11 protein-coding genes and 1 pseudogene are annotated in these 12,097 nt (G+C 44.1%); 3 read left to right on the forward strand and 9 right to left on the reverse strand.

Annotated features, from left to right (window positions below; translation table 11 throughout):
- Nucleotides 1-104: 104 nt before the first annotated feature.
- The 4 genes from A0256_04685 to A0256_04700 all read right to left on the reverse strand — a co-directional run bounded on the left by A0256_04685 (nt 105) and on the right by A0256_04700 (nt 4,149).
- Nucleotides 105-584, reverse strand: coding sequence for a hypothetical protein (locus A0256_04685; protein ID AMR30767.1), 480 nt, complete (start codon nt 582-584; stop codon nt 105-107).
- Nucleotides 585-667: 83 nt separating this feature from the next.
- A complete protein-coding gene (locus tag A0256_04690) occupies nt 668-2,113 on the reverse strand; it encodes a hypothetical protein (GenBank protein AMR30768.1) in 1,446 nt (481 codons plus the stop codon).
- Between the two features lie 41 nt (nt 2,114-2,154).
- Entirely contained in the window at nt 2,155-2,874 is a 720-nt protein-coding gene (locus tag A0256_04695; GenBank protein ID AMR30769.1) for a hypothetical protein, read from the reverse strand.
- 162 nt (nt 2,875-3,036) lie between these two features.
- Complete coding sequence (locus A0256_04700) at nt 3,037-4,149, reverse strand: N-acetylglucosamine transporter (protein ID AMR30770.1); 1,113 nt, start codon at nt 4,147-4,149, stop codon at nt 3,037-3,039.
- Nucleotides 4,150-4,355: 206 nt separating this feature from the next.
- Between A0256_04700 and A0256_04705 the strand changes: the two genes are divergently transcribed.
- From A0256_04705 to A0256_04715, 3 genes are all read left to right on the forward strand, one after another.
- Complete coding sequence (locus A0256_04705; GenBank protein AMR30771.1) at nt 4,356-5,285, forward strand: hypothetical protein; 930 nt, start codon at nt 4,356-4,358, stop codon at nt 5,283-5,285.
- Between the two features lie 52 nt (nt 5,286-5,337).
- Entirely contained in the window at nt 5,338-5,889 is a 552-nt protein-coding gene (locus A0256_04710) for a hypothetical protein (GenBank protein AMR30772.1), read from the forward strand.
- Nucleotides 5,890-5,976: 87 nt separating this feature from the next.
- The gene (locus A0256_04715; protein ID AMR30773.1) at nt 5,977-8,157 is read left to right on the forward strand and encodes a hypothetical protein; all 2,181 of its coding nucleotides are present in this window, start codon (nt 5,977-5,979) and stop codon (nt 8,155-8,157) included.
- 155 nt (nt 8,158-8,312) lie between these two features.
- Here A0256_04715 and A0256_04720 read toward each other — a convergent pair whose 3' ends face one another.
- From A0256_04720 to A0256_04740, 5 genes and pseudogenes are all read right to left on the reverse strand, one after another.
- A complete protein-coding gene (locus tag A0256_04720) occupies nt 8,313-9,296 on the reverse strand; it encodes a pyruvate dehydrogenase (GenBank protein AMR30774.1) in 984 nt (327 codons plus the stop codon).
- Between the two features lie 97 nt (nt 9,297-9,393).
- Nucleotides 9,394-10,097, reverse strand: a pseudogene (locus tag A0256_04725) (hypothetical protein).
- A gap of 5 nt (nt 10,098-10,102) precedes the next feature.
- Entirely contained in the window at nt 10,103-10,483 is a 381-nt protein-coding gene (locus tag A0256_04730; GenBank protein AMR30775.1) for a ribosome-binding factor A, read from the reverse strand.
- Nucleotides 10,484-10,607: 124 nt separating this feature from the next.
- The gene (locus A0256_04735) at nt 10,608-11,390 is read right to left on the reverse strand and encodes an indole-3-glycerol phosphate synthase (GenBank protein AMR30776.1); all 783 of its coding nucleotides are present in this window, start codon (nt 11,388-11,390) and stop codon (nt 10,608-10,610) included.
- A gap of 54 nt (nt 11,391-11,444) precedes the next feature.
- Nucleotides 11,445-12,053, reverse strand: coding sequence for an anthranilate synthase component II (locus A0256_04740; GenBank protein ID AMR30777.1), 609 nt, complete (start codon nt 12,051-12,053; stop codon nt 11,445-11,447).
- Between the last annotated feature and the right edge of the window lie 44 nt (nt 12,054-12,097).

Consider the following 12,097-nt stretch of genomic DNA (forward strand, 5'->3'; position numbering starts at 1 on the left):
GTCTTAATTTGTTTCAGAGCGTAAATACCATCGGCGGCAGTCTGCTATTAAGTTGCCTGCATACCCGGGCATTCAAGTGGCAATTCTCTCCTTGGTTCTTAAATTCATTCTTTCTTCACGTCGTCCTTAAACGCATCCTGCAGCATTTGCTGCAATTCCACCTGGTGGCTTTGCACGGCTTGCTGGCCCAGCTCGGCCCCTTTCTGGAACAGGATGGGTTGCTTCTCGTTTAACTTTTTCCCCAGTGGCGACTGGTAGAAAATTACCAGTTCCTTAAGATCTTTTTCGGTAAACTCTTTTGCGTACATAGCCGCCATCTGGTCCTTCAATAGGTCCCAGTTCATGTACTTGTTTACAAAAGCGCCTGTAACTGCTATAAACTTAGTGCGTTTATCTTCGGGTACGTTGGCACTGGCCTGCTTCAGCATCGTATTAATATTACCCTGCAATTGAGCCTGTGCGCCAGAAGCAACTAACAAATCTTCAGCGGCTTTTAAATGAGCGGGGGTAATTACAGGCGTTTGTGCTTTAATAGTAAAACATGCCAGTAAAAAAGCAATGGTGCAAAAAGCGAAAGTCTTCATTCAATTTTTAATTTAAAACTACAAATCAGCCACTAATTATATGTAGTGGCTGATTTGTATAAATGGTTCGATTAATATGGACTTTAGTATACTTGTTTTACCCTCGTATCACCAGATCCATAATAAAAGTTAACAACTTTCTTATCTCCCTTGTTGGGTAAAAGATAAGTTGTATTTACATACGTGTTAGATGTCGTGTTTAGTGCAGCGTTAAAACCTAAGATATACTGCCCTGAATACGAGTCATATAAAGAGGCTTTTAAAATAGCTCCTCTGGCATTAGCAGCCAGATTACCAGAAGCATCTCTGGTTAAATGAACATATCCGCTGCCTCCTTCCGGAGAATTGTAACTCATTAATTTTCCGTTCTGATCCGTTTTGGCAGTAAGTATGGGGGCTGTTTGAACTATGGCCCCGGTAATATCAACAATTTCTACATTCAAACTTGTATTTGGATCGTAATTGTAAGCGTTAAAGTCAAAATACACACCGTTATTGTTATTATAAGAACTGGTGTAAAGGCGATCTACCTGAAAATGCCCATCGGTTCCAGTAAGGAATATTTGGTTGTAATAATAGTAGTAGTAATTTGAATTTGAAATAGGGATATAAAGGTTTTTACCGTTTTTATCTTTAGAAACTTTTAAGTAGGTAGCGGTATAAACAGTGGGTACCGGCGCGTTAAAGGTGTTAACGTTGAAATAAGTTTTTATAGTTGCAAGAGATGGTAAGGCAGAAGGAAAGGTTTTTACCGCATCATCTTCAGAGGCGTTGATGAATAATTTTTGATCTGCGGCAATTTGGTCAAACGTTAGTGAATACCCATTTGGAGCAGCAGGTAATTTTAAAGAATAAGCACCGCCAGCTGTAGAATAGGTAGGGAAAGAAACCGAATAGAAGCTATTAAACCCATTGTCGATTCTTGATGTAGCAGAAACCAATACATTTGCCCCGGCTTTCTCGGGTAAGTTGTTGGTCAGGTCCGTTTCAATGTAAAGTGTGCCCGAAATCTCATTGGAGAGGTCTGCAGTGTTCCATAATTTAGCAGAAGTCAACGTTATATCCTTTCGGAATAATTGGGTGGCTGCGTAGCCTGTTTTTGATACAAGAAATGCACTTGTTGGAAATAAATACAACGAAGTAAATGCTGCAATACCCTGTGCATTGGTTTTCGCCGCAAATACCTTACCTTCTGACGATACCGTAACATCGGCGTCAACAATCGGCGCATTGGTAACAACATCAACCACGCTAACGCTGTAGTCTTGTTTATTGGCAGCAACTGCACTTGCACGCGTTAAACTGTCACTTATCCTGAGCTGATTAAGAGCTGCTGTGTTTACCATCTGCTGTAAGGCACTTGCCCCTTTTTGTTTAAGTGTTTCCAGATCAATTTCATGCTGATACTTGAGATTGAGCAACTCTTTTTGTGCTTCTACGGCATCCCGCTCATTGAAGTCGTTTTTAGAACAACTGGAAATAAGTATGGCCAAGGCCATTGTAATTAAAATGGTAAATTTTGATTTCATATGTAATTTTAAAAAGATTGTGAATAGGTAGGTGAGTGCTATTAAAGCGGCAAAACGAAGCCGACTTTTGCTATGAAGGAGTTTGCATATATATCGCTGCCAAAGCCAATTTTTTCTATGTAAGAATAGTGCTGCCGGGCTGCTGACAAACCTGCGGAATATCTAAAGTCGATAAGCATCTTCACGCTGGCAAATAACGGAAGCTTTACCTTAACTCCGGCAACAAAGTTGGCCCTGTTAGTGGTGTAAACACTGCTAACGTTTTGATGATCACTAACAGTAGCGATCACATCTTCTCCGGTGAGCAAATTGCCGGTTTTTTGGTAACGGTCGGTAGCATTAAAGTTGTATATATAACTCGCCCCCGCGTAAAATGCCGGTTGCCAGGTTTGTTGAATAGGTAAATGATAACTAATCAACAAGGGTAATTCCAATCCTGTTAACGTAACCAAACTGTTTTTAACATTCTTTGTAGAAAAGCTTTCCGGCAAGCCGATCCGGGTATCATCTTTAAAACTGATCAACTGCCCCCCTTGTTGCAAGATGCTTGCTTCCACCTGTAAACTTAAATGTTTACTGAGTTGATAGGCAAGTGACAAGCCAGCGGTAAACCCGGTGTTAGATCCTGTTTGAGGTTGTCCTTTTGTAAATCTGTTTAAGCTGGGTCCTCCGGATATCCCTGCTTCGAATTTGCTTTCTTTAAAATTTTGTTTGACTTCGTCAGTTTTATTTTGTGCCGATAAAACACACGGAAGCAACATAAACAAAATAACTGCTGGTAGATACAGACAACGGATATTCGAGGCGCGGCTGCGGAATGATAGAAAAAGAGGCATTATGTGATAAGGTTTCTGCCCCAAATATAATTATTTTAATAAGCATTTCGATTAAATAAAATTTTTAACCGAAATGCCTATTATTAATTAAATTTTGATAAAAATCTTTCGAACATAAAAAGCCCACATGACCACCCATAGTAGCAACACAATTAAGATAGCGCCACAAAGCGAGGCATTTACCGGAGAAAAATATGGAACGAACAAGTTCTCGTACAATGATTTACCACCAATGGTGATCTTGTTCCAGTAGTGAGGAATAAAGCCAGATAAAACATAAGCTGCAATGGCGTTGGTGCCGAACACAACTAACGGGTAGGTGAAACGCTTATGGCCCTGCACATCTATAAGCCAAAAGCAAATAGCCAGGCCGATGGTTGCCAATCCACCGGTGTAAAGCACAAAGGAGCTGGTCCAAAGCGCTTTGTTAATCGGGAAGAACAGGTCCCAGATTAAACCCAGTAATACAGCGATAATGCCATAGGTAAACATCCAGCTTACTTTAACACTGTCGTCCCGGTCGCGGCGTTTGAGCCAGCTTCCTACACGGATGCCAAAAAGCCCGGTGCCTATCGCCGGTAAAGTGCCCAGTAAACCTTCCGGATCCCAGGTGCGTGACGAGCTCCAAAGATGATTGGGCGTTAATAAAACGCGGTCTATCCAGGCACCCAGATTCGTTTCGGGATTGAGGTTGGCAGAACCAACACCCGGTACCGGCACAAAGGTCATGAGTATATAATAGCCGATAAGTGCGCCGGCAAAAATCCAGTCGCGGGTTTTTTGAGAGGTCTTTAAGTATAATATCGTGCAGATAAAATATACAAGCGCTATCCGCGGCAGGACCCCGGGCAGGCGTAATTCACCAATATTAAAGTTCCATCGAAGGATCATTTGTGTACACCAGGTGATCAGCAGCAATACTACCGTACGGCGCAAGGCTGTCAGGATCATTTTTGACTGATTTACACCACTCGCTTTTTTACTTTCCATAGCATAAACAATGGATACACCAACCATGAAGAGGAAAAACGGAAACACGAGGTCGGTAGGTGTGCAACCATCCCATACGGAATGCTCCAGCGGGGCGTAAATATGGCCCCAGTCGCCGGGGTCGTTAACTAAAATCATCATTGCGATCGTCAAACCGCGAAAAACATCGAGGGAAAGCAGGCGGGGGGATTTGGTAAGCGTTTCGGCCATTGCAATAGTCGTCTCTTTTTTGGGAGCAGATAAAAGTAACAAAAAGAGCCGACCAAATGCAACAGCCCTTACCGGCGGCCTGTATTATTTAAAATTTAATAGGTTTAGGAACCATTGTAGTTTACCGCACGGCCTTAATTCTTCTAAAATGAATTATTTGTAATTAATCTAAATAAGGATACATTTGTATATCAAACTTTACCACCATGAAAAGGCCTTACCTATTTACCACAATTCTACTGCTTATCAGTTCAATGTTAACGTATGGGCAATCAAAACCCGAGATGGACAGGGCTGCTATACGAGCGTTGGGTGGATTTTACAAGGTAACATTCGATTATGCTGAAACTTTTGCTACGGATACGGCCTATAAGTTCCACCCACGGTATCATTCATGGGGATATGAATGGGCTGTGGTTGAGGAAGAGTCGCCTAAAAAAATAGTGATCCAGCATATCTTGGTTACTGGCGACAGCTCCGTCATTAAGCATTGGCGGGAAGATTGGGTATATGAGGAGAAGAACTTATTGCTATTTGATAGAGAAAATACCTGGAACAATACAACTTTAAAAGCTGCCGATACAAAAGGCCGATGGGTACAGAAGGTTTTTCAGGTAGATGACAGTCCGCGTTACGAAAGCATTGGCACCTGGGTACACGTAGATGGCCGCCATGAATGGCACAGCGAATGCGATTCGCCCTTACCGCGCCGTGAGTTTACTAAACGCAGCGATTATAACATTTTACGCCGTGGCAATCGCATTTATTTAACCGCTAACGGCTGGATGTTTGAACAGGACAATCAAAAGATAATAAGATCTGCAGGCGGCGACAAATTGCTGGCAAGAGAAAAAGGCTACGAAGAATTCACCAGAGCAGATGAATCCCGGTTTGCTTTTGCAAAGGGCTGGTGGAAAATTCAGCAGCCGTACTGGACTGCTGTTCGCCAGGTTTGGGATGATGTTTTTGCCGGCCGAAAAATAGTGAAGATAACTGCAAAGATAGATGGCAAATTATTGTTTGAGCGGCTTTTTGACCTGGCAGATCAATCTGCAAAAGAAAAATGGGATGCTGCTAAGAATAAAGCCGAAGCCCGTAAAGTGATAGATAATTACTTGGTAAATGTGGCCATTTAAACTCCATTTGCCCGGCAATCCGGTTTAATAGTATATTTGATATCGTGATTAAATGAAACGCGCAGTTGCCATAGTATTGCTTACTATCCATTTTTTTAATTTGGGTGGCTACCTGCTGTTGCAAATGTATGCGCTCTATCAGTCGGACAAGTTCATGAACGAACTGATCAGCAGGAACCTTTACAATCCCAATTCGCTGATAGAAATTAAGATTAAACAGGATAAGCCGATAGCTACCGACTGGACCGATTTTAAAAACATCAACGGGCAGATCCAGCTGAAGGAAACTTGCTACAACTACGTTAAATTGAAATATGCGAAGGATACGCTTTATGTAAAGTGCGTACCCAATTATGAAAAAACCAAGCTTATCCAAAGCAATATCATTTATGCCAAACAGGTTAATGATACCCCTCAAGATGGGAAGGACAACAACTCTTTATTAAAAAAGGGCGGGGCCGATTCCAAATACGATCATGATACAGCCGAATTTAGCTTCCTGTGTTTTAGCAACCTGCCGCCGCTGGTTATTAAGCCACGTTGTTTAGCTATACCCTCTCCATTTATCGCTGTACAAGGCCGCCCACCAGCTTTATTAGGCTAATTCTTATTTTATTTAATTGCTCTATTCACCTGCAGGCGAGCCTGTAGCGTATGGGCTGTTTATATTATTTACCCTAATAAAATTCACATGAAATATATTTATACAACGCTGCTGGCTTGTATTTTAAGCACCTGTGCATTTCAGTCGCTGGCGCAAACAATAAAAAAAGACACCGTAAAATTAGATAGTGTTATTGTTAAAGAATCGCGCAGCAAAAGCCTGCCCGATGTTAGCGGCACCTACTTGTTTGCAGGTAAAAAAACCAACCTTATTTACGCCGACCCTGGGAAAGCAAACCTGGCGGGCAACACAGCCAGAATGCTATTTTCGCAAGTGCCGGGCATCAACGCCTGGGAAATGGATGGCGCCGGCCTGCAGATAAACATTGGCACCCGCGGCACAGATATGCACCGCTCCATAGAAACCAATATGCGCCAAAACGGCTACGCTACCAATTCAGATGCTTTCGGCTACCCCGAAAATCATTACAACGTGCCATACCAGGCTATGGACCAGGTGCAAATTGTGAGAGGCGCGGCTGCCCTGCAGTTTGGCCCCCAATTTGGCGGCATGTACAACTTTAAAATAAAAGAAGGGAACAGCAGCAAAGTATTCGGCTTTGAAACCCAACAGTCGGCAGGATCTAACCGTTTCCTTAACTCGTACAACGCGGTAGGTGGCAAAGTAGGAAAGATAAGTTACTACGCCTATTTCAGCGCCCGCAGCGGTGATGGCTGGCGGCCGGATGCTGCGTTTAACTACCACGCTTATTATGCCAATATCAAATACCAGTTCAACCGCAAGGGCAGCATTGCCCTCGAATTTTCGCGGTCGGACTATGTGCAGCAAATTGCGGGTGGCTTAACAGATGCACAGTACAATGTAACCAGCAGGCAATCTAACCGGTTCCGTAACTTCTTTAACCCGGTTATCAATATCCCTGCATTATTGTTCAAATACAATTTCAGCAATGACACCAAACTGGAGTTTACATCGCACATGGTGATCGGGCAGCGTAACAGCGTACAATTTATAGCACCATCCAATGTAAGTGATACGCTGAATACCACGCTTAAAACCTTTAACCCGCGCCAGGTAGACCGCGACTATTACACCAGCTTTGCTACCGAGGCCCGGCTGTTGCATAACTATACCATCGGCAAGCTAAAAAGTACGCTGAGTACAGGTGTGCGGTTTTCAAATGGCTTAACCAAACGCGAACAAAAAGGAACGGGAACCACTGCTACCGATTTCGATTTGAGTTTAACCAAGCCTTATGGGATAGACCTGCGGGCACGTACTTACAATTACGCAGCCTTTGCCGAGAACCTCTTTCGAATAACGTCTAAATTCTCTGTTACGCCCGGCATGCGTTACGAGATCATCAAAACAGACCTCACCGGGTCAATTGTTAACCGAACTGTACAGGTAAGCTATCAGGCCAGGCGAAGCTTCCCCCTCTTCGGTACAGGCCTGCAATACCAGGTAAATAACAGCAGCCAGATTTATGGAAATATTTCCCAGGCTTACCGCCCTTACCTTTATGCGGCCGTTACCCCTGCCGATCAGCTGACCGTTGTTGACCCAAACCTCAAAGATAGCCGTGGTTACGATATTGATTTTGGCTACCGCGGCCACGTCAAAAACATTTTTAGCTTTGATGTAAATGCCTTTTATGTTTACTACGGCAACCGGGCAGGTACGCTTACGGTAAAAGATGCGGCCAATGCCAACCACCTGTATTTAACCAATATTGGCAACGCTGTTGCAAAAGGTATGGAAGCTTATGCTGAGGTATCATTACTCCGGTCATTCAGCCCGGAATCGGGCAGTGATCTGCGCTTATTCAACACGCTGGCTTATACCCATGGCCGGTACATCAGCGGCGCTATCAACAATGCCGGGACAAATGCCAGCCTGGTTGGCCATCAAATTGAAGGCACGCCAACCATTACCAACAGAACGGGGCTTACCTACTTAAACAACCATGTCACTACATCATTACTGGTGAGCTTTGTTGGCAAAAACTTTAGCGATGCCAATAATACTATCTTTAATCCAACGGGTGCTACCGGTATAGTGCCAGCTTACCATGTAATAGACTGGGCCGTAAATTACCGTTTCCTGAAAAGCTATAATGTAAACTTTAACCTAAACGATGTACTTAACGCCAAGTACTTTACCCGCCGCATTAACATGTATCCAGGCCCGGGCATTTTACCTGCGGATGGAATCTCGTTCAACATCGGCATAGGGATGAAAATTTAATATAGATACTCAATTGTTACAAGGAGCCCCGGTCAAGCGATTCGGGGACTTTTTTTTGGCTGATATTTGGATTAAAAGCAGGTCGACCCAAATCTCCTATAACAAAAGAGCCTCCCGGCATACCGGAAGGCTCTTAAATATTTAAGCGTTACTAACTATTTGGCAACGTACATTACTTCTTTAACTGCTTTTACCACACGCTCCGGATTTGGCAGGTATTCCTGGATAAGGGTTGGTGCGTAAGGCAACGGAACATCTCCGCCGGTGATCCGCAGGATAGGGGCATCTAAATAATCAAACGCATCTTTCTGCACTTTAAATGCAATTTCTGTAGCGATTGAACCTAAAGGCCAGCTTTCCTCAACAATAACCAAACGGTTAGTTTTCTTAACCGATTCGATGATGCAAGGATAATCGATAGGGCGTACGGTACGCAGATCGATAACTTCAGCATGGATGCCTTCTTTTTCCAATTCAGCAGCAGCAGCATTAACCACTTTCATAATCTTACCGAAACCTACCAAAGTTACATCTGTACCTTCTTTAGTTACGGCAGCTTTGCCTATTGGGGTATAGTAAGTTTCTTCAGGTACTTCACCTTTATCACCATACATCAGTTCCGACTCCATGAAAATACAAGGATCCGGATCGATGATACATGATTTTAGCAGCCCTTTTGCGTCAGCAGGGTTTGATGGAACAACCACCTTTAAACCCGGGCAGTTAGCATACCAGTTTTCAAAGCACTGGCTGTGCTGTGAGCTTAGCATCCCTGCGTTACCGGTTGGGCCGCGGAAAACAATTGGCACAGAGAACTGGCCACCGCTCATGCTCATGATCTTGGCAGCGCCGTTGATGATCTGGTCGATAGCTACCAGTGAGAAGTTAAAGGTCATGAACTCGATGATCGGTTTTAAACCATTCATGGCCGACCCTATACCTATACCGGCGAAACCCAATTCAGAGATAGGTGTATCGATGATACGTTTAGCACCGAACTCATCCAGCATACCCTGGCTTACTTTGTAGGCACCGTTATATTCGGCAACCTCTTCGCCCATTAGATATACGTTCTCATCATTGCGCATTTCTTCCTGCATGGCTTCTCTAAGCGCTTCCCTGAATTGTATTTCTCTCATTATTATATAAAATGAAGTTTTTTGCGATGGCAAATATAAACACTAATTGGTAAAATGCAATCCACGCTATGGATAATAAAGTGGTTACATTAAGTGCCTAAGCGTTAATGGCATCAGGCAGCCTGAGTAACAGTTGCGGGTTGGGAATGTTCTGGAGCAATTCCGCTTTTTGCGAGTATTTGCCTACACCGGGATAGTCGCCATTTGCATTGCCGATTTCCAGCATCAGCTGAAAGTGCAGATGAGGGGGCCAATGCCCGTTCTGGGCTGAATTGCCGAGAGTGGCAATCTTTGATTGGCTGAAATAAGTTGCCCTATTTTCAGGCCCGTCAAACTTTCGCGGCTTAAATGCCCGTATAAACTGTAAAGGACTAAATCATCCAGTTGGTGTTCCAATAGGACGGTAGGCCCGTAGTCGCCAAAATTATCGTTATCCTGAAAGCTATGCACCCGCCCATCTAACGGCGAGTAAACCGGGATCCCGGCGTCGCCCCAAATGTCGATGCCAAAATGGAGGCGCCGCGGCTCGTCTTCGGTATCAAAATGGCTGCTGCGCGAATAGATAGTGCGGTGCTCCATATAGCCGCCAATGCCATACCGGCAATTATTGGCGACTAATTTCTGGTCAATGTACCGGGTAAAAGCGTCGGTATCTGAAACAAGGGCCTGCTCTAATTCAGTATTGGCCGAGGTAAGATCCAGTTGATAGAGCTGGTCAGTTGCGGGGTTAAAATCGACTACTTTACCAACCGTACCTTTATATTTGGCAAGGCACGCGGCTAATGTTTCGGTAGCACCCATTAGGTTTAACTCTCTTCGGTGGTATCCGGCTGGCGTTCTTCTTTGCTTATTTTATCAAAGATCTTGTCCATCCGTTCCACGTATTCACTGGTGTCATCCACAAAAAATTCCAGTTGCGGTATTACACGTACCTGGTCTTTTATCCGGGCGCCCAGCTTGTAGCGGATCTCTGATGCGTGTTGTTTAATGGTTTGTAAAGCTACCTGTGTATTCACACCGTTGAAAAAGCTTAGGAAAACGCGTGCGATGGCCAGATCTGGCGTAACACGTACTTTTGTGATGGTTACCAGGGTATTGGGCAAATAGTTCATGCCCTCGCGCTGAAATATTACTGCCAGGTCCTCCTGGATTACTCCGGCAAATTTTTGCTGACGTTTTGATTCCATGATAATTGATAACGCCGGTTAGGCAAATGAGTTTAATTTATTATGTATTGCAGCGTTAGAAGTAAAGCTAAGGAATTGCCCTTCGTCTGCAAATTGTTTTTAAAATGAATTGGCTGGGGATTGGTTACAACTCCTTCACAAATTCGCGCATGGCCTTACCAGGGTCCGCCTGTTTCATGAAATTTTCACCGATAAGGAAGCCATTGAATCCCGCTTTTTTAAGTTCCTTGATCGTCTGCGGATCGCTGATGGCGCTCTCGGAAATCTTTAGGAACTCAGCCGGAATATGCTCTGCCAGCCGGTAAGAGTTTTCTACCGATACAGTAAAATCGGCCAGGTTGCGGTTGTTCACCCCTATTGCATCTACATTACTATCGATGCTGCGCTCCAGCTCTTCCAGGTTGTGCACCTCCAGCAGTACATTCAACTCCAGGCTTTTTGAAAGCGCCGCGAATTGTTTGATCTCAGCCGGGGTTAGGATCGCTGCAATCAGCAGGATGATATCGGCACCTAAAGATTTGGCTTCTACAATTTGATATTCATCAATCATAAAATCCTTCCGCAGCACCGGGATGGTGTTAGCCTTCCGCGCACGTTTCAGATCCAGTTTGCGACCGCCGAAAAATTTGCGATCTGTTAATACCGACAGTGCCGAAGCTCCTGCATCGGCATAGTCTTTAGTTACTTCTTTTACCAGCGCATCATTATTGATCACACCTTTGGAAGGCGACTGGCGTTTAAATTCTGCAATGATACCGGTGCGATCCTCTGCCAGTAAAAATTCTTTAAAAGAATAGGTTTCCCGGTGAAAAAATTCAGACTCTTCCAGTTCGGTAAAAGTAGTTTCACGCTTATCGCGGTCCACCTCCCATTTCTTATGTGCTACTATTTTATCAAGTATGTTCATTACGCCCCCTAACCCCCTGAGGGGTAATTTGTGATTTGCATGCAAAGTTAGTGATTATCCTTTTAGCCAATTCTGCATCATTTCCTTACCGTACTCGGTTAGTACCGATTCGGGGTGGAACTGTACACCGCGTACATCATAATGCTTGTGCCTTAACGCCATTACAGAATTATCCTGTTCATCAATGGCGGTAACAGTCAGTACTTCCGGCAAGTTTTTCTCTACCACCCAGGAGTGGTAGCGGCCAACTTTAAAGCTTTCCGGCAAGCCGAGGAAAAGCTTTTCAGTTTCATCGGTAACCTTGATCGGCGTAGCAATACCATGCATAGGCTGCGGCAGGTTGTATAGCTTTCCGCCAAACACTTCAGCAATAGCCTGCTGGCCCAAACACACCCCAAACATGCTTTTAGTAGGCGCATATTTTTCTATTACCTGTAACAGCAATCCCGCTTCTGATGGAATGCCTGGTCCGGGCGAAAGGATAATATGGCTGTAAGCATCCACATCGTCGATATTGAATTTGTCGTTCCGCCACACGTCGCATTCCAGGCCAATCTCGTTAACCAAATGCACCAGGTTATAGGTGAAAGAGTCGTAATTATCTATGATGAGGATGCCCCCCAACCCCCTGAAAGGGGAGTTTTTTGAATTGCTATTTGTCATTGTATCCTATAAGTCCCAATCGGGAATTTAATTGTAATTATCTT

The organism is Mucilaginibacter sp. PAMC 26640 (assembly GCA_001596135.1).
Classification (GTDB): domain Bacteria; phylum Bacteroidota; class Bacteroidia; order Sphingobacteriales; family Sphingobacteriaceae; genus Mucilaginibacter.

What these genes read in the sequence shown, in the direction of transcription:
- A0256_04685 (AMR30767.1), bottom strand. Translation starts at nt 584, where the DNA reads ATGAAGACTTTCGCTTTTTGCACCATTGCTTTTTTACTGGCATGTTTT.
- A0256_04690 (AMR30768.1), bottom strand. Translation starts at nt 2,113, where the DNA reads ATGAAATCAAAATTTACCATTTTAATTACAATGGCCTTGGCCATACTT.
- A0256_04695 (AMR30769.1), bottom strand. Translation starts at nt 2,874, where the DNA reads ATGTTGCTTCCGTGTGTTTTATCGGCACAAAATAAAACTGACGAAGTC.
- A0256_04700 (AMR30770.1), bottom strand. Translation starts at nt 4,149, where the DNA reads ATGGCCGAAACGCTTACCAAATCCCCCCGCCTGCTTTCCCTCGATGTT.
- A0256_04705 (AMR30771.1), top strand. Translation starts at nt 4,356, where the DNA reads ATGAAAAGGCCTTACCTATTTACCACAATTCTACTGCTTATCAGTTCA.
- A0256_04710 (AMR30772.1), top strand. Translation starts at nt 5,338, where the DNA reads ATGAAACGCGCAGTTGCCATAGTATTGCTTACTATCCATTTTTTTAAT.
- A0256_04715 (AMR30773.1), top strand. Translation starts at nt 5,977, where the DNA reads ATGAAATATATTTATACAACGCTGCTGGCTTGTATTTTAAGCACCTGT.
- A0256_04720 (AMR30774.1), bottom strand. Translation starts at nt 9,296, where the DNA reads ATGAGAGAAATACAATTCAGGGAAGCGCTTAGAGAAGCCATGCAGGAA.
- A0256_04730 (AMR30775.1), bottom strand. Translation starts at nt 10,483, where the DNA reads ATGGAATCAAAACGTCAGCAAAAATTTGCCGGAGTAATCCAGGAGGAC.
- A0256_04735 (AMR30776.1), bottom strand. Translation starts at nt 11,390, where the DNA reads ATGAACATACTTGATAAAATAGTAGCACATAAGAAATGGGAGGTGGAC.
- A0256_04740 (AMR30777.1), bottom strand. Translation starts at nt 12,053, where the DNA reads ATGACAAATAGCAATTCAAAAAACTCCCCTTTCAGGGGGTTGGGGGGC.